This window comes from Streptosporangium oxazolinicum (assembly GCF_039537505.1).
Lineage (GTDB): Bacteria > Actinomycetota > Actinomycetes > Streptosporangiales > Streptosporangiaceae > Streptosporangium > Streptosporangium oxazolinicum.
Map to the genome: position 1 here is coordinate 60,353 of NZ_BAABAQ010000016.1, position 21,595 is coordinate 81,947.

Here is a 21,595-nt window from a genome sequence, read left to right on the forward strand (position 1 = left end):
TCTCCTCACCCGGTGAGTCGCTTGACCTTGAAAGACTGCGCGATCTTCTCGAACTCCCCGGCGCGCTTCCGGTAACAGGCGGCAGAGCAGCGGATCAGCAGGGTGGAGACCTGCTTGCCGTCCTCGGCCAGGTAGGAGGTGAGGTCGAAGGTCTCGGTCCCGGCCCCCTGGATCGCGTAGTTGAACCGCACGTGCACCCCGCGCAGGCCGTCTCCGGGCTGGAGCACCTCGTCGGCGAGCAGTTCGAAGTCCCGCAACGGGTAACCGGGGATCTCCGCGTACTCCTTGCGCACCGTCTCGGTGACGGGCAGGACGGAGTTGCGCATGGTGTTCAGGGACAACGAGTCCTGCTCCTCGGGGAGGAGCTTGGCGATCCGGGCGAAGACGAACGGCTCGTCTCCGGTGCCGTAACCGAGTAGGTGGTCGGCGGACGGCTCGGCGTGGGCGTCGTAGGCGGCCGACCAGATGAGCTGCTTGCGCAGCCGCGCGGTCGCCGATTCGGGATCGGCCCCGATGGTCGCCTTGTCCAGCGCCGCCTGGTCGACCTTCCGCCAGGTCGCCGGAACCTTGAAGTACGTCTGCCCGTCGTCGTGGCGGACGTAGGTGAACTCGGCACGTGCGCATCCCGTGAGCCCGCCGACCGTGGCGGAGACGACCGCCACGGTTACCACGGCGAACCCGGCCCTTGATCTTTTCACCAGGGCTTACCTCCGCTTTACGGGTTAACGAGGTGGTTGTGCCCGTTTTTCACGCGACTCTCTCCTGTCCTGGCGTGCCCATCTCGAAAATCTTGACCAAATCTTTCCGGGAACCCGGCTTCACTTGTTACACAATGCCGCTGTTGGATTCCCGACATCATTGAACCCTCAACCTCCGCTGTGGAACAGGGGGACGGACGGGCCTTCTCCGCCTTTTTCTCCGGGCCGGACGATCCCCGAACCGACCGGCCGGGTTCGGCGGCGAAGTCTCGCCGGTCAATCGTGATCCGCCGTCACCGATCGGGACCGCGACCGCCGGTGATCACCGGCCCCCTCGCGGGTGGCGAGCCCTCGACGAGCGGGTGACGGGCCCTCGGCGAGCGGTTGATGGGCCTGTGGCGAGCGGGTGGCGAGCCCCCGGTGAGCGGGTGACGGGCCCTCGGCGAGCGGATGGCGGGCCCCGGCGATCGGGCCGTCGGGTTCGGGCGGTCATTTCCGCCGCCCACCCGCCCCGCGCGGGTGCGCCCACTCCGGCGGAGGACGCGAAAGAGCCCCGGAGGACGCGAAAGAGCCCACGGAACACACCCAACCAGAGCAATGCCCCTTTTGTTACTTTTTTACCCATACATACCCTTAGTCAGCTTTTTCGGGGTATGGGGTTATGTAATTCATAAAAAGTGGTGTTTTTATGCCTTCAAAAGAAACGGCATTAAACATCATCAATGCCGCCTACCTTCGCGATGTACCGGCGAAAACCCCTCAGGGAGGTGGAGCGCACGACGAGGCGGCCGACAAGGAGTGATGATCGTGAACAACGAGGTACGGATAGCCCTCGCCGTAGCCGGCGGCTACCTCCTGGGACGACGCCAGAAGCTGCGGCTGGCGATGGCGCTGGCCGCCGCCGGAGCGACCGGCCGGTTGAGCGCCGGTCAGGGCGACCTCCTCCAGCAGGGGTTGAAGATACTCAGCTCCTCCCCTGAGCTGGCGAAGATCACCGAAAGCGTCCGGGGCGATCTCGTGGACGCGAGCAAGGCCGCGGCCAAGGCCGCGGTGAGCAGGCAGATCGACTCACTGAGCACCAGGCTTCACGACCGGGCGGAGACCCTGCGCAACCCTCTGGAGGACCTGGGAGAGGAATCCGAGGAGGACGAGGAGCCCAAGCGCCGCCGAGGGCGCGTGAAGGGCCTGCTGTCCCGCAGGAAGGCCCGGCGGCGGGACGAGGAGGAGGAAGAGTACGAACCGGAGACCGACGAGGAGGAGCAGGAGGACGAGGAAGAAGAGGAAGAGGAAGCCCCGCCCGTCCGCAGGCGTCCCGCCTCCAAGCGTCGTAGCCCGGCGGCCAAGCCCACCCGGCGGGCGCCGAAGGACTCCGATGAGGAGGAGGACGAGGAGGACGAGGAAGAGGACGAGGAGCCGAGGGCCAAGTCCAGGCGCAGGCCCTCCTCCCGGAGCGGATCGACCTCCTCCCGCACCAAGCCGGCGCCCGCCAGGGCACGGGGGTGACCTTGATGGCCGAGACCTCGAAGAAGCGTCCCGACCGTGAGAGCGGCAAGGAGCAGCCGACCAACCGGCTCAGCCAGGAGTTCCACAATCTCGTGGGAGCCCTCGGAGAGCGGGCCCTGTCCTCGGTGAGCGGAAAGGTCGAAGGCGTGACCAGCCGGCTGACCGACTACGCCGGAAGCGGCGGATCCAGCCTGATCAGCGCGCTGACCGGCTCCAAGCACCCCAGGGCGGCGATCGCCGGAGGCATGGTGAAGGGGCTGGGCAAGATGGCGTTCGGCGGCCTGGCCAAGAAGCTCACGGGAGGTGGTAAGGGCGGCCAGAGCGGGAAGCTGAAGATGATCAACATCATCGAGACGATCGATGTCGGCGCTCCCGTGCGTGTCGTCTACGACCAGTGGACCCAGTTCGGCGACTTCTCAAGCTTCATGAAGAAGATCGAGAACGTCGACCAGAAGTCCGACGAGAAGCTGGACTGGACGGCGAAGGTCTTCTGGTCCCGCCGGATCTGGGAGTCGACGATCCTCGAACAGCTGCCGGACAAACGAATCATCTGGCGGTCGAAGGGGGCGAAGGGCCACGTCGACGGCGCCGTCACCTTCCACGAGGTCGGTCCCGACCTCACCCGGGTCCTGCTCGTCCTGGAGTACTACCCGCAGGGCCTCTTCGAGCGCACCGGCAACATATGGCGCGCCCAGGGCAGGCGCGCGCGCCTCGAACTCAAGCACTTCCGGCGGCACGTCATGAGCCGGGTGCTCCTGCACCCCGACGACCTGGAAGGGTGGCGCGGCGAGATCCGTGACAGCAAGGTCGTCAAGGACCAGGAGACGGCACTGCGCGAGGAGGAGGAGAGGAAGAAGGCCGAGGACTCCGAGAACGGCGAGGCCGAGGAGCCCGAGGAGCCCGAAGAGGACGAATTCGAAGAGGAAGAGGAAGACGAGGAGGAACCCGAGGAGGAGCGCGCGACCGACGAGGACGAGGAAGAAGAGGAAGACGAGGAGGAGGACGAGGAGGAACCTGAGGAGGAGCGCGCGGCCGACGAGGACGAGGAGCCCGAGGAGGAGGAAGCGCCCAGGCGCCCACCGCGTCGCCGCAGGTCAAGCGCCCCCAAGAGCGCGGAGGAAACGCCCAGGCGCCCCGCCCGCCGCAGGGCGGCCAGTCGTTCGTGACCGGCCGCGGGTGGCCGGTCGTACGTGACCGGAGAGGTCACGGGAACAGCGGAGAGGAGACGCCATGACCATCGTTCAGCCCTCGGGCGGCGGGGTGAGCGGCCACGGGTCCTCATCGGGGCTGGCCGACGTCATCGACACGATCCTCGACAAGGGGCTCGTGATCGACGCCTACGTCAGGGTCTCCCTGGTCGGGATCGAGCTGGTCACGATCGACGCACGCATCGTGGTGGCCAGCGTCGACACCTATCTGCGCTTCGCCGAGGCCGTCAACCGCCTCGACCTCACCCAGACCGGCAAGCAGAAGGGGCTGCCGGAGCTGGTGGAGGGCATGACGGAGAGCGGCAGCAGGAAAAAGGTCAAGGGCGCGACACAGGGACTGCTGGACACGGCGGAGGAGAAGATCCGCGGCCTGACGAGCGGCCGGTCCGACGAGGACGAGGAGGACGAGTTCGCGGAGGCCGACGAGGAGCGCGAGCCGGCGCCCCGCCGTAAACGGCGCAGGGAGGAGTGAGATGAGCGGTCCCACTGGAAAGCGCGGGACGGTCCAGACCGGCAGGCCCAGGACCCAGGCCCCCAGGACGGCCGGACGGCACGACACCGGTCGCGGTGACCGGGCCGCCACGGCCCGATCCGGAGGGCCCGGCGCCTCCGGGCGCGTGACCGGCACCTACGTGTACGGGATCATTCCGTCCGACGTCGAGCTGACCCCGGGCACCCGGGGGGTGGGAGACCCGCCGAACCCCGTCGAGCTGGTGCGCCACGAGGAGATCGCCGCCCTGGTGAGCGACGTCTCCACCGACCGCCCCCTCGGCAGACCGGACGACCTCCTGGCCCACGAACGGCTGCTGGACGCCACCGCCGCGGAGGTGCCCGTGCTCCCCCTGCGTTTCGGGGCGGTGGTGACGGACGCCCGAGCGGTCGTCGACGAACTGCTCGCCCCCCACCACGACGAGTTCCTCACCACGCTGAACGAGCTGGAGGGACGCGCGGAGTACGTCGTGAAGGGACGCTACGTCGAGCGGGCCGTCCTGCGAGAGGTGCTCGACGAGAACCCGGAGATCGCGCGATTGCGCGACGCGATCAGCGGACGCCCCGAGGAGGCGACGTGGGACGCGCGAATGCGGCTCGGGGAGCTGGTCAACACCTCGATCGCGGCCAAACGCGAGGCCGACACCGCCGCGCTGGTCGACGCCTTCGACCCGCTCTGCGTCTCCATCGTCGTCCGCGAGCCCACCCACGAGCAGGACGCCGCCCACGTGGCCCTGCTCGCGGACACCGACCGGTGGCCGGAGATCGAGGAGGCCGTGGACGAGTTCGGGGACCGGTGGGCCGACCGTGTCGAGCTGCGCCTGCTCGGCCCGCTGGCGGCGTACGACTTCGTCAGGGCATGAGGCCAGAACATGAGCCCAGGACATAGAGCAGGACATGGAGAAGGTGATCGATCGTGGAACCGCTGGGACTGATCGTCGGCCTGCCGCTCGCGCCGCTGCGCGGACTGGTCCGGCTCGCGGAGCTGCTCCAGGAGCAGGCCGAGCAGGAACTCCGGGGTCCCGCGGCGGTCAGGCGCCGCCTGGAGGAACTGGCGGAGGCCAGGGCCGCCGGTGAGATCTCCGAGGAGGAGGAGGCCGAGGCGGCGGAGCGGATTCTCAGAGAGATGATCGCTTAGCCGGTACGGCCGGACCGGCACGGAGACGAGGAGGGGAGTGATCTCGTGCCCGCCAGGCGCAGAACCCGTGAGGAACGCCCCGCCGACGATTCCTACAGGACCGCCGGCGACGAGGTCTTCGACGAGGACGAGGAGCCCTACGAGGACCTCGACGATGAGGACCTGGACGAGGACGAGGAGGAGCCCGCGAAGGAGCCTCGGCGGCCGGGACGGCGTTCCACCTCCCTGTCCGCGGCGACCGCCGGAGCGGCGGGGCTGCGGCAGATCGTCGACCTGACCTCGAAGGACACGGAGGGAGTGACGATGGTGCGAAGGACCGAGGACGGCTGGCAGGTCGAGGTCGAGGTCGTCGAGGACCGTCACATCCCCTCGTCGGGCGACATGCTCTCGCTCTACCAGGTCGAGATGGACCCCGCCGGCGACCTGCTGTCCTACCACAGGGTGCGGCGCTACAGGCGCGGCCGGGTGGACAGCGGCGAGGCGGGCTGACGTGGCCGATGTGACGCGACCCGGCGGTGCCTTCCCCCGGTCCTACGGCGGGGGGCCGTCCGGCGGGCGGGAGTCCGCCAACCTCGCCGACATCCTGGAGCGGGTGCTCGACAGGGGTGTGGTGATCGTGGGCGACATCCGCGTGAACCTGCTGGACATCGAGCTGCTCACCATCAAGCTGCGCCTGCTCATCGCCTCGGTCGACACGGCGCGGGAGCTGGGGATCGACTGGTGGGAACACGATCCGTGGCTCACCTCCAAGGACCGCGACCTGATCGAGGAGAACCGCGCCCTCCGCGACCGGCTGGCCATCGTGGAGGAGGGCGAGGGCACCCGGCGCCGTTCCCTCGGCAGGGGCGAGGGCACCCGTTCGCCCGATGACGCCCGGGAGCCGGGAAGGGCCGGAAGGTTCAGGGAGGAACGCGATGGCTGAGGCGGGCACGTACCTCTACGCGATCGCCCAGGACGTGGGCCACGCTCTCCCCGAGAGCGTGGCGGGCGTGGCCGGGGCACCGGTGCGCGCGATCACACACGAGGGCCTGGTCGCGTACGTGAGCCCGGTGTCCCTGGAGGAGTTCGGCGAGGAACCGCTGCGGCGTTCCCTGGAGGACCTGGACTGGGTCGGGGGGACGGCCCGCGCCCACAACCGTGTCGTGGAGGCAGTGGCGCAGGAGGCTCCCACGGCACCGGTCCGGCTGGTGACGGTCTACAGCACCGAGGACCAGGTCCGCGACCTGCTCCGGCGCAGACACGACGACTTCGCCGAGGTGCTCGCCCACGTCACCGGATGCAAGGAGTGGGGTGTGAAGGCGTACGCCGAGCCGGAAGCGGACGCCGCTCCCGCCGAGGAGGCCCCCGAGGAGTCCGCCGCGAAGACCGACAGCCCGGGAACGGCGTACCTGAAACGCCGCCGGGCGAGCCTGCGCTGCCGGGAGGACGCCTGGCGCCTGGCGGCGCGGCGCGCCGAGGACATCCACGCGGCCCTGGTGTCCGTCTCGGTCGCCGGTCACCGCCATCGGCCGCAGGACCCGCAGCTGTCCGGCCGCGAGGAGGTGATGCTGCTCAACGGCGCCTACCTCGTCGCCGAGGACCGCCGCGAGGAGTTCGTCTCGGCCGTCGACGCGCTGCGGGGCCAGGGGATCGAGATGCAGCTCACCGGCCCCTGGGCACCGTACTCCTTCACCTCGATGGACCTCGGCCCGACCCGCGCGGAGACGCTCGATGACCCGTGACCACCACCCGCGAGGCGCCGAGCTCGCCGCCCAGGGGCGCATTCCCCCCGAGCGCGTGGCACTCGTGGACCTGCTCGACCGGCTGCTGGCCGGCGGGGTGGTGGTGAGCGGCGACCTCGTGCTGTCCATCGCCGACATCGACCTCGTCCGCATCTCCCTGCGCGCCCTGATCACCTCCGTGCGGGCCTCCGACCCGTTCCCGTCCGCCCACCCGCCCGGCACGGTCACCCTCGTCCGAAGCTCCGAAGAGGGGCGCCCACCGTGAACCGCCTCCCCGGCGACCCCCGGGCGCGGGACCCTCGCGGCACCCGGGAGCGGCCCCGCCCCACCGCGAGGAGGTTCAAGGTCACCCGGACCGCGCCCCCGGGCGCGGCCGGGAACGCGCGAGGACCGGCGCGGGCCGTCCGGTGGCGGGTGAACACCGACCCGGAGGCCGTCGAACGGGATCTGACCCGCCTCGTGCTCACCCTCGTCGAGCTGATACGGCAGCTGGTGGAACGCCAGTGCGTGCGCCGGATGGACCAGGGGGACCTGTCGGACGAGCAGGTGGAGGTGCTGGGCATGGCGCTGATGCGCCTTGAGGAGGCGATGACCGAGCTGTGCGAGCACTTCGGGCTCTCCCCGTCCGACCTCAACCTCGACCTCGGGCCGCTCGGAACCCTCCTGCCCACCGACTGACGCCCACCGCCGTACGGGTCACCGGTTCGGCTCGGCGAGCAGTTCCTCGGGGATCACGTCGGGGACGCCGCGCAGGCTGACCAGCGAGGCCACCGCGATTACGGCGATCATCACCGCGGCGGTGATCGAGGTCACCTCGACCCCGGTGACGAAGGCCAGCCTCGCGGCCTCGGTGACGGCCTCCCCCAGCCGGGCGGGGAGCGCCGAGGCCGCCTTCAGGGCGGCGGGCAGCGACTCCGTAACGGAAGCGGCCACCTCGGCGGGCAGCCCCGACGGCAACCGCAGATCACCCCGGTAGACGCCGGTGAGGACGCTGCCCAGCACGGCGATGCCCAGCGCGCCGCCCAGCTCGAAGGACGTCTCGGAGATCGCCGCCGCGGCACCGGCCCGTTCCCTGGGCACGCTCGCGAGCACGGTGTCGTTGGTGACCGCGAACGTCAGCCCGATGCCCACCCCGCAGACGACCATGGGCCCGAGGAAGTAGAGGTAGGGGGTGTCGAGGGCGATCTGGCTGTAGCAGGCGAAGGCCACGGCGGCCATCGCCAGGCCGAGCGCCACCACCCTGGCCCGGCCCAACCGGGTGATCAGCCCCGCCGCCAGGACCCCGCCGACCGCCGCCGACATGCCTCCGGGCAGTCCCGCGAGACCGGCCCGCAGCGGCGACCAGCCCAGGACGAGCTGGAAGTACCAGGCGAAGACGAGCGACAGCGCGGACATGCCGAAGATGGCGACGAGGTTGGCGGCGACCGAGGCGGAGAAGGCCCTGCGCCGGAAGAGGCGGACGTCGATCAGCGGCTCGGCCAGCCGGGTCTGCCGCCGGGCGAACAGTGCCAGGGCGGCGATCCCGACGACCCCTGCTACCAGGACGCCCGCGTTGGCGAGGCCGTGTGCGGCAGCCTCCTTTACAGCGTAGATCACGCTGATCACACCGGCCACGGACAGCGGCACGCTCACCAGGTCCACCCGCCCCGCGGCGGGGTTGCGCGACTCCGGGAGCACCGCGAGGCCGACGACCACGATGAGCAGCATCACCGGCAGGTTGATCAGGAAGACCGAGCCCCACCAGAAGTGGTCGAGCAGCAGGCCGCCGACGACCGGCCCCAGGGCGAACCCCGCCGCGCCCATCCCGCTCCACAGGCCGACCGCCGTGGTCCGCTCCTTCGGGTCGGTGAAGACGTTGCGAATGATCGACAGGGTGGAGGGCATGATCGTGGCGCCCGCCACGCCGAGCAGGGCGCGGGCGGCGATGAGCAGTTCGGGGGTGGAGGCGTACGCGGTCACCGCCGAGGCCGCGCCGAAGGCCGTGGCGCCGATGAGGAGCAGCCGCCTGCGGCCGATCCGGTCGCCGACGTTGCCCATCGTGATCAGCAGCCCGGCGAGCGCGAAGCCGTACGCGTCACCGATCCACAGGATCTGGGTCGAGGAGGGCCGCAGGTCCGCGACCAGCTGGGGAAGGGCGAGGTGCAGGACGGTGACGTCCACGGACAGCAGCAGCGCCGCCAGGCAGGCGACGGCGAGGGTCGCCCACCTGCGGCGGTCCGTGATCGGGGAGTGATCGTTCATGTCCGGCATCGTGGTCGACGGCACTGACGGCCCGCGCACCTCCCGCTGACGGCCACGCTGACGACCACCGTGACGGCCGCTGTGACGGCCCGTGACGACCACCGTGAGGCACCGTGAAGCACGGTGCCCCCGCCGTGCCGGGGCCACGCGCCGTCCGGGCCTCCCCCCGCCCCAACCGACCGGCCCGCCTCGGCGAGGTCGCGCGCCCCGGATCGCCCGTACTGTCCGCGCAGTCCGAGGCGGCCGGAGCGGGGTCACGTGTCGAGCGTCGCGAGCACCTCGTCCCGCGACATGCGGGTCCCCGCGCGCCACTCCTCCTCGTACGCGGCGTCGCCGATCCGGGCGCGAACGGCCGCCGTGACCTCGGCGCCGGGGGTCGCCGCGGTGCCGCCGAGGGCCACGGCCGCGCCCAGCAGCCGGGCCGCGCCCCTGGCATCGCCCTCCAGCAGCGCGACCTCCGCCAGGCTCTCGATCGCCGAACCCACCACCGGCAGGTAACGCTGCAGCGCCGGTTCGAGTGCCCTGCGGTACCAGGCCCTCGCCCCGGCCCCGTCCCCGCTCGACGCGGTGATCCGGCCCAGGTCGACGGCGATGCGCAACCGGGTCTCCTCGCTGGTGTACCACTCCTGCGTGCACAGCTCCAGCGCCCTGCGGGCGAGGGTGAGCGCCTCGGCCAGATCCCCGCGGAGCCTGGCGATCTCGGCGAGACCTCGATGGACCTTCGCCATCACGTCGGGGGTCCCCGCCCGGCGGGCGTGGTCGGCCGCGCGGAGGTACTCGGCGTGAGCGGTCGCGAGGTCGCCGTCGCGTACGGTCATCGCGGCCTCGTGGCAGACGAGCTCGGCGATGTCCTCGTCCGACCCGAGCTCCTCCGCCAGCCGGAGCGCCTCACCGGCCAGCGCGCGCGACGCGGCCCTGTCCTGCCGCAGGTCGGCGAGCCGGGCCAGCTCGGCCAGCGTGAGCGTGCTCCCCCAGCGCTCCCCGATGGAACGGAACAGCTCCAGCGCCTCCTCGAAGAAGCGCTCGGCGAGCGCGGTGTCGCCGCCGTGCATGTGGAAGTAGCCGTGGCCGAAGTGGGACAGTCCCAGCAACCACGGCTCGGCGGCGGCGGGGACCGGCGGCGGCTTCGACCCCGAGGGGGAGGTGGGCGGGCCGGTGAACATCGGCCACAGCATGGCCAGGAACGGCCACCGGTACGGCCGGTCGATCGGCGGGATGACCTGGACGATCGTCTCCAGCAGGGCGAGATGCCGTGGCGACCGCGACTCGCCGGAGGAGGCCACGAGCACGCAGATGGCGTACTCCTCCCCCATCCCCTCCAGCGGCCCCCCGGCCCGGACGACCCCCGTCACGCTCCCGGCCGAAGCGGATCCCGGCGCCCACCCTGCCGGTACGGACCTGACCGCGCCCTCGGCCGGTCCCTCGGCGGACCCCTCGGCCGATCCCCCGGCCGACCCTTCGGCCCTCTCGGTAGGTCCCTCGGCTGCTTCTTCAGTAGGTCCCTCAGCTGGCCCCTCGGCGGGGAGCGATCCGATCGCGGCCAGCAGGTCGACGGCCAGGCCCGCGCCCTCCGAGCGGCGGCCTCGCAGCCACCAGTACATGGCGAGCCCGGCGAGCAGGCGCAGCCCCCGCGCGGTCCTGCCGGTGTCGACGGCCCAGCGCAGCGCGGCGTGCAGGTCGTCGTGCTCCTCGTCCAGCCGCCGCAGCCACTCCAGCTGCCCGGCGCCGCGCAGGTGGGAGTCCGCCGTGGCCGCCAGGTCCGCGTAGTACGAGGCGTGCGCGTCGCGGCGCGCCTCGGTCTCGCCGGTCTCGGCCAGCCGTTCCGCGCAGTACGCGCGGATGGTCTCCAGCATCCGGTAGCGCTCGCCCACCCGCTCGACGAGCGACTTCTCCGCGAGGGAGCTCAGCAGGTCGACGGCCTCCTCCTCCCGCAGCCCGCACACCCGCGCGGCCGCCTCCAGCGTCGCGCCACCCACGAAGACGGTGAGCCGCCCGGCCAGCGACCGCTCGTCGTCGTCGAGCAGGTCCCAGCTCCAGGCGACCACGGCCCGCAGCGTCTGGTGCCGGGGCAGCGCGGTGCGGCTGCCGCGCGACAGCAGCCGGAACCGGTCGCCCAGCCGGGAGGCCACCTCGGCCACCGGCAGGGAGCGCAGGCGCGCCGCGGCGAGCTCCAGCGCAAGCGGCAGGCCGTCCAGGGCACGGCAGATGCCCAGCACCCGCTCGACGTTGGCGTCCTCGACGCGGAAACCGGGACGTACGGCCGCCGCCCTGTCGGCGAAGAGCCGTACGGCGGGGTAGGCCAGGGCGTCTCTCGCGCCGGTGCCCGCCCTCGGCACCGGCAGCGGCGCGACCGGGTGGAGCACCTCCCCGGTGATGCCGAGCGCCTCCCTGCTGGTGACCAGGACGCGCAGTCCCGGACAGGCGGCGAGCAGGCGGTCGGCGAGCTCGGCGACCTCCGCGACCAGGTGCTCGCAGTTGTCCAGGACGAGCAGCACGGGACGGTCGGCCAGCACCGCGACCAGCCTCGCCAGGGGGGTGGGCGCCGGGCGGCCGGAGCCGGGAAGCAGACCGGCGTCGCGGACGCCCAGCGCCCCGAGAACGGCCTGGGCCGCCTCCCCTCCGCCGAGGACGGGGGCCAGTTCCACGAAGCACACGTCGCCCCGCTCCCCCGCGGCGACCTCACCGGCGAGCCGGGTCTTGCCCGCGCCGCCGGGGCCGACCAGGGTGACCAGTCTCGCCTCGCCGAGCAGCGCGCGGAGCCGCGACATCTCCCCCTCCCTGCCGACGAAACTGGTCAGCGGGGCCCACAGCCCCGACCTGACGGGCGCGGCGGGAGCGGCGGGGACAGCGGGAGCGCCGGTGAGGGCGGGGTCGGCCCTGAGCACCGCCAGGTGCACGGCGGCCAGCTCCGCCGACGGGTCCACGCCGAACTCATCGCCGAGGACCCGCCTGGCCCCCTCGTACACCTCCAGGGCCTCGGCCTGCCTGCCCGAGCCGTACAGGGCGCGCATCAGCTGCCCGTACAGCCGCTCCCTGAAGGGGTGGGCGGCGGTCAGCTCCTGCAACTCGGCGACGAGCTCGCGGTGGCGGCCCAGCTCCAGCTCCGCCTGGACGCGGTCCTCCACGCAGTCGAGCCTGAGCCGTTCCAGCCTGGCCGAGGGCGCCTGGGCGAACGGCGACTCCCCCACGTCGGCGAGCGCGGGCCCGCGCCACAGGGAGAGCGCCTCACCCAGTAGTTCGACGGCACGGTCGTGCTCGCCGGAGGCCAGGGCCCGGCGGCCCTCTGCGGCGAGCCCTTCGAAGCGGTGGGCGTCGACGGCGTCGGCACCGGCCACCAGCCGGTATCCGGCCGGGTGGAACTCGATCACCTCCTGGGCGCCGAGTGCCCTGCGCAGCCGTGAGACCTGGGACTGCAGGGCGTTGGCGGCGTTCGCGGGCGGATCGTCGCCGTACAGGCCGCCGATCAGCCGTTCGACGGTCACGACCCTCCCCGCGTCGAGGAGGAGCATGACGAGCAGCGCGCGCATCCCCTGGCCGCCCACGGTGACCGCGCGCCCGCCGTCGAGCCGGACCCGGGTGGGACCGAGGATGTCGAACCGCATGTCCCGATTATCGTGGCTTCCCGCCCGCCGCCGTCTGCGGCCGATCACCGCCGATCGGGGTCCGCGCGTGTAATGCCAGATGATCTCTGGTACGACATATAAGGACTTGAGGGAAAAAAGATCTTTCTCTGGCGCCGGAAGGGCGGGGCGGGCGGGATGGGGACTCCACCGGCCACCCCCGCCGGGAACGGCCGCCGGGGTCTCCACACGGAGGTGTTCGATGCAGCAGGTCCACGGCTGGGACCACGGCGAGAACGAGCCCGGCGACCGCTTCGGGATGACCGTGGAGCACCTGTTCGCCGAGGTGTGGTCCAGGGAGGGGATCTCGAACCGCGACCGGCGCATACTGCTGGTCGGCCTGCTCGTCGGCCAGGGCATGGACGAGGACGTCGGCGTCCAGCTGGACGCGGCGCTGCGGACCGGCGACCTCACCCCCGACGAGCTCCGCGAGGTCGTCGTCTTCCTCACCCACTACGCCGGGTGGCCCCGGGGCGCCAGGCTCAACGGCCAGGTCGAGGAGCTGATCGCCCGCGTCATGAGGTCGTGAGGTCGTGAGGTCGCGAGGTCGCGAGGTCCTGGGGGCTTGGGGTCGTGGGGTCGCGGGGTCCTGGGGTCCTGGGGTCCTGGGGTCCTGGGGTCCTGGGGTCCTGGGGTCCTGGGGTCACAGCCTCTCGACGTTGGGCCCCCGGCAGCGGTTCCGGGTGTCGAAGACGAGGGCGCTCACCTTCTGGACGAGCTCGTAGTCGAAGCGGTCGTGGTCGGTGAGGACCACCACCACGTCCGCCGCCGCCAGCTCCCGCTCCGAGAACTCGACGACCTCGATGCCCTGCGGCAGCAGGAAGCCGTCCACGTGCGGGTCGGCGGCCCGTACGTCCGCGCCCAGCTTGCAAAGGCCCCTGACCACGTCGATCGCGGGTGACTCGCGGCAGTCTCCGGCGTTCTTCTTGTACGCGAGGCCGAGCGCGAGCACCCGGCTGCCGTTGACCGGCTTGCGCGACCGGTTCAGCGCGAGACCGACCCGGTGTACGACGTGGTCCGGCATGTGGGCGTTGATGTCGTTGGCCAGCTCCACGAACTGGAAGTTGTGCCCCAGGCTGTGCTTGACCTTCCACGACAGGTACGACGGGTCGATCGGCAGGCAGTGCCCGCCGACGCCGGGCCCGGGGGTGAAGCGCAGGTAGCCGAACGGCTTGGTGGAGGCGGCGTCGATCGCCTCCCAGACGTCGATGCCGAGCTGTCGCGCGAAGATCGACAACTCGTTCACCAGGGCGATGTTGACGTGCCTGAAGGTGTTCTCCAGGAGCTTGCACAGCTCGGCCACCCTCGGTGAGGAGACCGGCACGACCTCGTCCACGATCCGCGAGTAGAACGCCCGGATCCGCTCCAGGGACGCCTCGTCGACACCGGATACCACCTTGGGGGTGTTCTCCAGGCGCCAGCGCCCGTTGCCCGGGTCGATCCGCTCCGGGCTGTAGCCGAGGTGGAAGTCCCGTGGCGCGCACAGCCCGGAGCCCTCCTCCAGCAGGGGCTGCAGGTATTCCTCCGTGGTTCCCGGATAGGTGGTGGACTCCAGCACCACCGTGGCGCCTGGCCGCAGCAGGGGGGCGAGCGACTCCCCCGCCGCGCCGATGTGGCTCAGGTCGGGAACGCCCTCGCGGAGCGGGGTCGGCACGGTCACCACGCAGACGTCGAACCCCTCGGCGGCGCCGTAGTCGGTGGCGGCCAGGTAGCGGCCGGTGCGGTGGGCGGCGGCCAGCGCCTCGTCGCCGACGTCCTCGACGTAGGACTCCGCGGCGTTGAGCCGCTTGACCCTCCGGCGGTCGACGTCGATGCCCACCACGTCGAACCCCGCCGTGACGGCCCGCATCGCGAGCGGCAGACCGACATAACCCTGGCCGACCACAACCAGTTTCTCTCCCATGGCAGACCTCCGCCACCTCGGAAAAAAGCGAATACGACACGACTTTAGGAGCAGTTATTATCGCCAGGCCGATTCAGCGACAATCCGGGTGTGTCGCGACCCGTCCCCGTCGACGGCATTTCAGCAATATCTCCGACAAAAGCGGAAAACATGGTATCTCCGGAGAGGAAATCGTCTTCCCAGCTCAGGAGGGCCGGGAAGGCTCGACCGCCGGAGAAAGAGACCCGTCCGCCCGCATGTCGATCCGGGTGAGCGGTAACGGTCATCAGTACCATTCACCCGTGCATTCAACGTGCGGCCTCGACGCTGATCCGAGAAAGAGGACCTGTTGATGGCGGGCGGCGCGCGGCCTCGCGTCCTTCCCCGCGATCCCGTCCCCGCCCCGCCCCCGGCTCCCCCCGGCACCGCCGCGGACGCTCCGGCGGTGATTCCCTTCAACCGGACACACCTCTCGGCGAACGAGCTCGACTACCTCGCGGAGGCCGTACGCCGGGGATCCACCTCCGGGGACGGGCCGTTCACCAGGCGGGCGGCCGGGCTGCTGAAGGGGATGACCGGCGCCAGGCAGGTCCTGCTGACCACCTCCTGCACGCACGCCCTGGAGATGTCGGCGATCCTGCTCGACCTCCGGCCCGGCGACGAGGTGATCATGCCGTCGTTCACCTTCGTCTCGACGGCCAACGCCTACGCCCTGCGCGGAGCGGTGCCGGTCTTCGTCGACTGCAGGCCCGACACCCTCAACGTGGACGAGCGGCTGATCGAGGCCGCGATCACCGACCGCACGCGGGCCGTGGTGGTCGTCCACTACGCGGGGGTCGCGTGCGCGATGGAGGAGATCGGCGAGATCTGCGACCGGTACGGCCTTCCCCTCGTCGAGGACAACGCCCACGGCCTGGGCGGCTCCTACCGGGGGCGTCCGCTGGGGGCGTTCGGCGCCCTGGCGGCGCAGAGCTTCCACGAGACCAAGAACGTGCAGTGCGGGGAGGGCGGCGCGCTGCTGCTCAACGACGCCGACCTGGTGGCGCGCGCCGAGGTCATCAGGGAGAAGGGCACCGACCGCAGCCGTTTCTTCCGCGGCCAGGTGGACAAGTACCGGTGGGTCGACATCGGCTCCAGCTACCTGCTGTCGGACGTCCTCGCCTCGCAGCTGACGTCCCAGCTGGAGTCGTTCGACGAGACCCAGGCCCGGCGCCTCGCCGTCTGGCGGGGCTACCACGAGGGCCTGGCCGGGTGGGCGGCCGAGAACGGCGTCCGCCTGCCGACGGTTCCCGACGGATGCGAGCACCCCGCGCACCTGTACTACCTGCTGCTCCCCTGCCCGGCGAGCCGTGAGGCCTTCATCGCCCACCTCCGCGACAGGGGCGTGCAGGCGACGTTCCACTACCAGCCGCTGCACACCGCGCCCGCCGGGCTGCGGTACGGCCGGACGGCCCCCGGCGGCTGCCCGGTCACCGAGGACGTCGCCGACCGCCTGGTGCGGCTGCCGCTCTTCGCCGATCTGGGCGCGACCGGCGTGACGCGCGTGATCGACGCTGTCCGGAGCCACGAGGTGAACCGATGGCCTGGCAGGACGTGATCGGGGACGGGGTCCCGCGCATCGCGGAGTCCCCGCTCGAATCGGCCAGGTTCGGCCGTCCGGTGGAGCGTCTCACCGTCCCGGCGGGGTCCGGATCCTCGTTTCCCTCGGTTCGCGAGGCCGTCCTGGGGTCGGAGGCGGACGTCATCGTGCTCCGCTACCCGGCCGAGCACGTCGGCTGGTTCGCCGAGCTGACCACCCTCGGCCGCACCGCCGTGTTCGCGGATTCGCTGACGTACTGGCGCCTGTACGCGGGACGGGGGCGCGCGCCGGAACCGCCGGGGGATCTTCAGGTGACGGAACGGGTCACCCCGGCGGTGGTGCGGGAGTCGATCTCCGACTGCTTCGCCACCTACCGGAACCACTACCTGGCCAATCCCCTGTTCGACGCCGCCGGGGCACTGGCGGGATACCGGGAGTGGGCGCTGAGGTCGGCCGCCGAGGGAAAGTGCCTGGTGATACGACGGCGAGGCACGGGCGGGGACGCCGATCCCGACGCTCCCCCGGACGCGACCCCGGCCCCTGACGCGGCCAGAGACAAAACCTCGGACCCCGACGCGACCCCGGGCGGGACCCCGGTCCCTGACGCGGCCCCGGATCCCGGCGCGGCCCCGGACGGGATTCTCGGGCTGGCCACGTTCTCGGACGACGACCTGCGGATGGAGATCCTGCTCGCCGGTGTGAACTCCCGCGTGCGGGGACGCGGCCTGTACGCCCACCTGCTGGCGGCGCTCGAGAGACGCGCCCTGGCACTGGGCCTGCGGGAGATCGTCACCTCGACCCAGGCGCACAACACCGGGGGGCAGCGGGCGTGGGTGAGGTACGGGTTCGAGCCCGTCCACGCCTTTCTCACCGTTCATTTGATCCGGAGCCCACTCCCGCGTGGAGGGCGACGGTAGCACCCGGCTGCCGGGGCACGCCGAGGGCGTCCGACGAGCCGACGCGTTCGCACACGACGTAGGTCGGCCGCCCCATGCCGTTGCCGTGGATGCGCCCGACGTACTCGCCGAGCACGCCGACGGACATCAGCTGGGCGGCCGAGAAGAGGGTGACCATCGACGCGATGGTGGTGAAACCCGCCACCGTGGTGTCGCCATTGGCGAAGTGCCACAGGACGACGCCGCCCAGCAGCAGGCCCACGACACCGGCAAGGAACCCGAGATAGCTGGCGGCGCGGAGCGGAGCCGTGCTGTAGCCGAGGAGCATGTTCACCGCGTGCCGCAGCAGCAGGCCCGGCGTGTAGCCGGACCGGCCGTGACCGCGCTCGCTCATGTCCACCCGGACCGACCCCACCCGGGTGGTGGCCCACGACAGGGCCACGTCGACGGAGGCGTGCGGCCCCGACAGTTCCTCGAACCCGTCGCGCAGGCGGGTACGGAAGGCCCGGAAGGCGCTGATCATCCGGGCGGTGCGGATTCCCAGCCCGCCCGCCATGGCGGCCTTGACCGACCGGGAGGCGAGATTGCGGAACAGGCCGTGCTCCTCGCGGCGCGGGACGCCGTACACGAGGTCGAGGCGGTCGCCGTCGAGGGCGGCCAGCAGCAGGGGGATCTGCTCCGGCGGGTGTTGCAGGTCGTCGTCCATGGTGACGACGACCTCGAACTCCGCCTCCCTGATCCCGGCGACCAGCGCGTTGTGCTGGCCGTAGTTGCGGGACAGGTGCAGCGCGCGCACGCCGTCGACGCGCCGCGCGAGCTCGGCGGCCGTCCTCCAGGTGTCGTCCGGGCTTCCGTCGACGACGAGGATCACCTCGTGGGGGACGGACAGCTCACGAAGGACCGTCATGACCCTGGTCACCAGCACCGGGAGGGTCCGCGCGGAGCGGTAACACGGAATAACCACCGACACGGACATTGATCCCCCGATTAATTCTTACAGCAGGATAAAATCCATTTTTGATCATCGCTCAGCGCGATCCGAGAAGGCCACGACATGGCTCAACTGAAAAATCGGACTAATCACGGAAAGCATGCATATGACCGGCGGCGAGGTTTTATCCCCGCACTTGGGGGACAGCGCATCACATACCTGATGACGAGCGCCACGACGGCCCTGCTCTATTGCTCTCTCCTGGGCCTGGGATTGCTCGTCGCCAAGGATGCGGTCCCGTATCTTTTCCTCGCCATGGCGGCCCATCTGACGACCGTGGTGATCGTCTACCCGTGGTACCGGCTGGTGGTCTTCCGGGCTGCCGGGCAGCCGTGGCTCACCGGCTACCTGCGCTTCTACGTGGTCGGGCTCGGCTTCCTCGCGACCTCCCTCGCCGGGCTCCCGGTGCTGGTGGAGCTGTTCCACCTCCCCGTCATGGCGGCCCAGGCGCTGTTGCTGGTCATCAGCCCGACGGTCAGCTACGCGATACACCGGGCCTGGACGTTCCGGGAACGCGCGACCACTCAGGCCGGGTAACGCCTCCTTCATTTCTCCGCAAAAGCGATGGCGGCGAACGGCCACCGGCCCGATCTCCCCATAGTTTTCAACGGAGGATCGGCCGCCGTGGCCACGCGCTCCTCGTGGAGGGATCCAAGAGCGATGAAGGCACTTGTTCTGGCGGGCGGCAAGGGGACGAGGCTGCGCCCGCTCACCCACACGTCCGCGAAACAGCTCGTCCCCGTCGCCAACAAACCGGTGCTCCACTACGGGCTGGAGGCGATCAGGGACGCGGGGATCACGAGCGTCGGCATCGTCATCGGCGACACGGGCCCCGAGGTCCGGGCCGCCGTCGGCGACGGTTCGAGATTCGGCCTCGACGTCACCTACATCCCGCAGGAGGCGCCGCTCGGCCTGGCCCACTGCGTGCTGATCGCCCGCGAGTTCCTGGGCGACGAGCCGTTCGTGATGTATCTCGGCGACAACTTCCTGCTGGACGGCATCGCCGACCTGGTGAACGCCTTCCGCGAGGCCGACCACGACGTGCAGATCCTGCTCACGAAGGTCGCCGAACCCCAGTTCTACGGGGTCGCCGAGCTGGGGCCCGACGGAGAGATCCTCAGGCTCGAGGAGAAGCCGGAGCACCCGCGCAGCGATCTCGCGATCGTCGGCGTCTACACCTTCTCCCCCGTCATCCACGAGGCGGTCCGGGCGATCAGGCCCTCCGCGCGCGGCGAGCTGGAGATCACCGACGCGATCACCTGGCTCATCGGCAAGGGTCACCGCGTGCACTCGCACTTCGTCACCGGCTACTGGAGGGACACCGGGCGGTTGCAGGACATGCTGGAGTGCAACCGCATGGTCCTGGAGGCGATCGAGCCGGACGTCCGGGGAACGGTGGACGCGCTCTCCGAGATCACCGGACGCGTCGACATCGGGCCGGGGACCACCGTCGAGAGGTCGGTGATCCGGGGCCCGGCCATCATCGGCGCCGGCACCAGGATCGACGGCTCGTACATCGGCCCCTACACCTCGATCGGCGAGGGGTGCGTGCTGGAGGAGGCCGGGGTGGAGTACAGCATCGTCCTCGGGGACTCCGCCATCCGGGGCGTCTCGGGACTCACGTACTCTCTGATCGGCCGGAACGTGGAGGTGACCAGGGCCGTGGGACTGCCCAACACGCATCAGCTCATGATCGGCGACCACAGCAGGGTCCAGGTGCGCGCATGAGGATCCTGGTCGCCGGCGGCGCCGGATTCATCGGCTCCCACTACGTGCGGTCGATGCTGTCCGGGCTCTATCCCGGATACGAGGACGCCCGTGTGACGGTGCTGGACAAGCTCACGTACGCGGGCAACACCGCGAACCTCGGCCCGGTCGCCGACCACCCCCGCCACACCTTCGTCAGGGGCGACATCACCGACGCCGGGCTCCTCGCCGACCTGATGCCGGGCCAGGACATCGTGGTGAACTTCGCCGCCGAGACGCATGTCGACCGCTCGATAACCGGCCCCGGCGACTTCGTCGTCACCAACGTCCACGGCACGCAGTGCCTGCTGCAGGCGGCGCTCGAAGCCGGGGTGCGCACGGTCGTGCAGGTGTCGACGGACGAGGTGTACGGGTCCATCGCCGCAGGCTCGTGGGACGAGTCGCGGCCACTGCTGCCCAACTCGCCCTACTCGGCGTCCAAGGCGGGGGCCGACCTGCTGTGCCGCGCCTACCACCAGACCTACGGGCTCGACACGCGGATCACCCGCTGCACCAACAACTACGGTCCCTACCAGCACCCCGAGAAGATCATCCCGCTCTTCGTCACCAATCTGATCGACGGGCGCCGCGTCCCCCTGTACGGGGACGGCGAACACGTCCGCGAGTGGCTGCACGTCGACGACCACTGCGGGGGCATCCAGCTCGTGCTGGAGAAGGGACGGCCCGGCGAGGTCTACAACATCGGCGGCGGGACCGAGCTGACCAACCGGGAGCTCACCGAACGGCTGCTGTCGGCCTTCGGTGTGGGCTGGGACATGGTGGAGACCGTGCCGGACAGGCTGGGGCACGACCGGCGCTACTCGGTGGACAGCCGCAAGATCCGGGCGATCGGGTACGAGCCCCAGGTGGGCTTCGACGAGGGGCTGGAGCGCGTCGTGCGCTGGTACCGCGACCACGAGAGCTGGTGGCGTCCCGGCGGACGCGCCGCCCGCTGACGGCGGGAACACCCGGACCGCCCGCGCGGCCCGGCGGCTCCGGGATCGGCGTGTCCCCTTCCCGCGTGTTCCCCCGTGAACCGCCCGCGCGGGAACACACGGGGATACACGGGGACACGCGGGGGCATCGAGACACACGTCTGGGAGGACACATGGAGGCCACGGAGATTCTCCGTACCGTCGAGGTGGAGGACCGTCACTGGTGGTACCGCGAGCGGCGTGCCATCCTCGCCCGCGAGCTGCGCAGGCTCGGCCCGCCCGGCAGGGCGCTCGACGTCGGCGCGGCCGGGGGCGGCAACACGCGCGTGCTCGTCGAGTACGGCTGGGACGCCCTGGTCGCGGACTACTCGGAGACCGCGGTGGAGCTCGCCAGGGAGCGCGGCCTGAGGGCGATCCACGCCGACGCGCGGGACCTGCCCCTGCCGGACGCGGAGTTCGACCTCGTCACCGCGTTCGACGTGCTGGAACACATCGAGGAGGACCACAGGGCCGCCGAAGAGCTGGTGCGCGTGCTCCGGCCGGGGGGAACGGCGCTGATCACGGTCCCCTGCGACATGGCGCTGTGGTCGGCGCACGACGTGGCGTCCGGTCACTTCCGCCGGTACACGCGAGGGGAACTGCACGCCCTGCTGAGCGGCGCGGGCCTGGTCGTCGACCGCCTGTGGAGCTGGAACGTCCTGTTGCGGCCGGTCGTCGCCCTGCGCAGGAGGCGCATCTCCGGCTCGGACGTCACGGAGACGTCGCGCCCGGTGAACGCGGCCCTGACCGCCGTGGTCGTGGCCGAGAGGTACCTGCCCGTCAGGTCGCTGCCGGGCGTCTCCCTCGTCGTCCGGGCACACCGCCCCTGACTCCGCTCCCGGTGCTCCCGGTGCTCCCGGGTGACCCCGACACGCGGGCGTCCCGCCACCGGCCCGTGACGGCGCCCGG

Annotated in this window: 22 protein-coding genes; 17 read left to right on the plus strand and 5 right to left on the minus strand. The window is 71.1% G+C overall.

The window, feature by feature from the left end:
• Positions 1-5: 5 nt before the first annotated feature.
• Positions 6-698 (minus strand): hypothetical protein, encoded by a 693-nt coding sequence (locus tag ABD817_RS33810; protein ID WP_344922386.1) that lies wholly within the window; start codon positions 696-698, stop codon positions 6-8.
• Between the two features lie 801 nt (positions 699-1,499).
• Here ABD817_RS33810 and ABD817_RS33815 point away from each other — a divergent pair.
• The 10 genes from ABD817_RS33815 (at position 1,500) to ABD817_RS33860 (ending at position 7,435) form a co-directional block, all read left to right on the plus strand.
• The gene (locus ABD817_RS33815) at positions 1,500-2,201 is read left to right on the plus strand and encodes a hypothetical protein (protein WP_344922387.1); all 702 of its coding nucleotides are present in this window, start codon (positions 1,500-1,502) and stop codon (positions 2,199-2,201) included.
• A gap of 5 nt (positions 2,202-2,206) precedes the next feature.
• The gene (locus ABD817_RS33820; protein WP_344922388.1) at positions 2,207-3,367 is read left to right on the plus strand and encodes an SRPBCC family protein; all 1,161 of its coding nucleotides are present in this window, start codon (positions 2,207-2,209) and stop codon (positions 3,365-3,367) included.
• A gap of 64 nt (positions 3,368-3,431) precedes the next feature.
• Positions 3,432-3,881 carry a gas vesicle protein GvpJ gene (gene gvpJ, locus ABD817_RS33825; RefSeq protein WP_344922389.1) on the plus strand — a complete coding sequence of 150 codons (450 nt, stop codon included), beginning with the start codon at positions 3,432-3,434 and terminating at the stop codon, positions 3,879-3,881.
• Between the two features lies 1 nt (position 3,882).
• A complete protein-coding gene (locus tag ABD817_RS33830) occupies positions 3,883-4,761 on the plus strand; it encodes a GvpL/GvpF family gas vesicle protein (protein ID WP_344922390.1) in 879 nt (292 codons plus the stop codon).
• 53 nt (positions 4,762-4,814) lie between these two features.
• Positions 4,815-5,036, plus strand: a complete 222-nt coding sequence (locus ABD817_RS33835) for a gas vesicle protein GvpG (protein ID WP_344922391.1) — start codon at positions 4,815-4,817, stop codon at positions 5,034-5,036.
• Positions 5,037-5,081: 45 nt separating this feature from the next.
• The gene (gvpO, locus tag ABD817_RS33840) at positions 5,082-5,525 is read left to right on the plus strand and encodes a gas vesicle protein GvpO (protein WP_344922393.1); all 444 of its coding nucleotides are present in this window, start codon (positions 5,082-5,084) and stop codon (positions 5,523-5,525) included.
• A 1-nt stretch (position 5,526) separates the two neighbouring features.
• Positions 5,527-5,958 (plus strand): gas vesicle protein, encoded by a 432-nt coding sequence (locus tag ABD817_RS33845; protein WP_425583434.1) that lies wholly within the window; start codon positions 5,527-5,529, stop codon positions 5,956-5,958.
• Positions 5,951-6,757: a GvpL/GvpF family gas vesicle protein gene (locus ABD817_RS33850; protein WP_344922395.1), complete on the plus strand. Its 807-nt coding sequence runs from the start codon at positions 5,951-5,953 to the stop codon at positions 6,755-6,757. Before ABD817_RS33845 ends, ABD817_RS33850 begins: the two co-directional genes overlap by 8 nt.
• On the plus strand, positions 6,747-7,022 hold the full coding sequence (locus ABD817_RS33855) for a gas vesicle protein (RefSeq protein ID WP_344922396.1): 276 nt from the start codon (positions 6,747-6,749) through the stop codon (positions 7,020-7,022). Before ABD817_RS33850 ends, ABD817_RS33855 begins: the two co-directional genes overlap by 11 nt.
• Positions 7,019-7,435, plus strand: a complete 417-nt coding sequence (locus ABD817_RS33860; protein ID WP_344922397.1) for a gas vesicle protein K — start codon at positions 7,019-7,021, stop codon at positions 7,433-7,435. The genes ABD817_RS33855 and ABD817_RS33860 overlap by 4 nt, the downstream gene beginning before the upstream one ends.
• Before the next feature lie 18 nt (positions 7,436-7,453).
• Here the strand turns inward: ABD817_RS33860 and ABD817_RS33865 are convergent, their stop codons facing one another.
• Entirely contained in the window at positions 7,454-8,998 is a 1,545-nt protein-coding gene (locus ABD817_RS33865) for an MFS transporter (protein ID WP_344922398.1), read from the minus strand.
• Positions 8,999-9,252: 254 nt separating this feature from the next.
• The gene (locus ABD817_RS33870; RefSeq protein ID WP_344922400.1) at positions 9,253-12,600 is read right to left on the minus strand and encodes an AfsR/SARP family transcriptional regulator; all 3,348 of its coding nucleotides are present in this window, start codon (positions 12,598-12,600) and stop codon (positions 9,253-9,255) included.
• A gap of 220 nt (positions 12,601-12,820) precedes the next feature.
• Here ABD817_RS33870 and ABD817_RS33875 point away from each other — a divergent pair, with 220 nt between their 5' ends.
• Complete coding sequence (locus ABD817_RS33875; protein ID WP_344922401.1) at positions 12,821-13,147, plus strand: carboxymuconolactone decarboxylase family protein; 327 nt, start codon at positions 12,821-12,823, stop codon at positions 13,145-13,147.
• Positions 13,148-13,261: 114 nt separating this feature from the next.
• On the opposite strand, the gene ABD817_RS33880 is transcribed toward ABD817_RS33875, so the two are convergent.
• Positions 13,262-14,521, minus strand: a complete 1,260-nt coding sequence (locus ABD817_RS33880; protein WP_344922402.1) for a nucleotide sugar dehydrogenase — start codon at positions 14,519-14,521, stop codon at positions 13,262-13,264.
• Positions 14,522-14,945: 424 nt separating this feature from the next.
• On the opposite strand from ABD817_RS33880, the gene rffA reads away from it, so the two are divergent.
• Entirely contained in the window at positions 14,946-16,097 is a 1,152-nt protein-coding gene (gene rffA / locus ABD817_RS33885; protein WP_344922403.1) for a dTDP-4-amino-4,6-dideoxygalactose transaminase, read from the plus strand.
• Positions 16,079-16,996, plus strand: a complete 918-nt coding sequence (locus tag ABD817_RS33890) for a GNAT family N-acetyltransferase (protein WP_344922404.1) — start codon at positions 16,079-16,081, stop codon at positions 16,994-16,996. The genes rffA and ABD817_RS33890 overlap by 19 nt, the downstream gene beginning before the upstream one ends.
• On the opposite strand, the gene ABD817_RS33895 is transcribed toward ABD817_RS33890, so the two are convergent.
• Positions 16,947-17,951 carry a glycosyltransferase family 2 protein gene (locus ABD817_RS33895; RefSeq protein ID WP_344922405.1) on the minus strand — a complete coding sequence of 335 codons (1,005 nt, stop codon included), beginning with the start codon at positions 17,949-17,951 and terminating at the stop codon, positions 16,947-16,949. The two genes, ABD817_RS33890 and ABD817_RS33895, sit on opposite strands and share 50 nt — an antisense overlap.
• A 177-nt stretch (positions 17,952-18,128) precedes the next feature.
• Between ABD817_RS33895 and ABD817_RS33900 the strand changes: the two genes are divergently transcribed.
• From ABD817_RS33900 to ABD817_RS33915, 4 genes are all read left to right on the plus strand, one after another.
• Positions 18,129-18,503, plus strand: a complete 375-nt coding sequence (locus tag ABD817_RS33900; RefSeq protein ID WP_344922406.1) for a GtrA family protein — start codon at positions 18,129-18,131, stop codon at positions 18,501-18,503.
• A gap of 123 nt (positions 18,504-18,626) precedes the next feature.
• Positions 18,627-19,694, plus strand: a complete 1,068-nt coding sequence (locus ABD817_RS33905; protein ID WP_344922407.1) for a glucose-1-phosphate thymidylyltransferase — start codon at positions 18,627-18,629, stop codon at positions 19,692-19,694.
• Complete coding sequence (gene rfbB / locus ABD817_RS33910) at positions 19,691-20,668, plus strand: dTDP-glucose 4,6-dehydratase (protein ID WP_344922409.1); 978 nt, start codon at positions 19,691-19,693, stop codon at positions 20,666-20,668. The genes ABD817_RS33905 and rfbB overlap by 4 nt, the downstream gene beginning before the upstream one ends.
• A gap of 152 nt (positions 20,669-20,820) precedes the next feature.
• A complete protein-coding gene (locus ABD817_RS33915) occupies positions 20,821-21,516 on the plus strand; it encodes a class I SAM-dependent methyltransferase (RefSeq protein ID WP_344922411.1) in 696 nt (231 codons plus the stop codon).
• Positions 21,517-21,595: the final 79 nt, after the last annotated feature.

Bases quoted from the DNA above. Each gene is read 5' to 3' on its own strand.
- ABD817_RS33880 (WP_344922402.1), bottom strand. From the start codon at position 14,521: ATGGGAGAGAAACTGGTTGTGGTCGGCCAGGGTTATGTCGGTCTGCCG.
- ABD817_RS33815 (WP_344922387.1), top strand. From the start codon at position 1,500: ATGATCGTGAACAACGAGGTACGGATAGCCCTCGCCGTAGCCGGCGGC.
- ABD817_RS33865 (WP_344922398.1), bottom strand. From the start codon at position 8,998: ATGAACGATCACTCCCCGATCACGGACCGCCGCAGGTGGGCGACCCTC.
- ABD817_RS33890 (WP_344922404.1), top strand. From the start codon at position 16,079: ATGGCCTGGCAGGACGTGATCGGGGACGGGGTCCCGCGCATCGCGGAG.
- ABD817_RS33905 (WP_344922407.1), top strand. From the start codon at position 18,627: ATGAAGGCACTTGTTCTGGCGGGCGGCAAGGGGACGAGGCTGCGCCCG.
- rfbB (WP_344922409.1), top strand. From the start codon at position 19,691: ATGAGGATCCTGGTCGCCGGCGGCGCCGGATTCATCGGCTCCCACTAC.
- ABD817_RS33830 (WP_344922390.1), top strand. From the start codon at position 3,883: ATGAGCGGTCCCACTGGAAAGCGCGGGACGGTCCAGACCGGCAGGCCC.
- ABD817_RS33915 (WP_344922411.1), top strand. From the start codon at position 20,821: ATGGAGGCCACGGAGATTCTCCGTACCGTCGAGGTGGAGGACCGTCAC.
- ABD817_RS33850 (WP_344922395.1), top strand. From the start codon at position 5,951: ATGGCTGAGGCGGGCACGTACCTCTACGCGATCGCCCAGGACGTGGGC.
- ABD817_RS33855 (WP_344922396.1), top strand. From the start codon at position 6,747: ATGACCCGTGACCACCACCCGCGAGGCGCCGAGCTCGCCGCCCAGGGG.
- ABD817_RS33875 (WP_344922401.1), top strand. From the start codon at position 12,821: ATGCAGCAGGTCCACGGCTGGGACCACGGCGAGAACGAGCCCGGCGAC.
- ABD817_RS33820 (WP_344922388.1), top strand. From the start codon at position 2,207: ATGGCCGAGACCTCGAAGAAGCGTCCCGACCGTGAGAGCGGCAAGGAG.
- ABD817_RS33895 (WP_344922405.1), bottom strand. From the start codon at position 17,951: ATGTCCGTGTCGGTGGTTATTCCGTGTTACCGCTCCGCGCGGACCCTC.
- ABD817_RS33900 (WP_344922406.1), top strand. From the start codon at position 18,129: ATGACGAGCGCCACGACGGCCCTGCTCTATTGCTCTCTCCTGGGCCTG.
- ABD817_RS33870 (WP_344922400.1), bottom strand. From the start codon at position 12,600: ATGCGGTTCGACATCCTCGGTCCCACCCGGGTCCGGCTCGACGGCGGG.
- gvpJ (WP_344922389.1), top strand. From the start codon at position 3,432: ATGACCATCGTTCAGCCCTCGGGCGGCGGGGTGAGCGGCCACGGGTCC.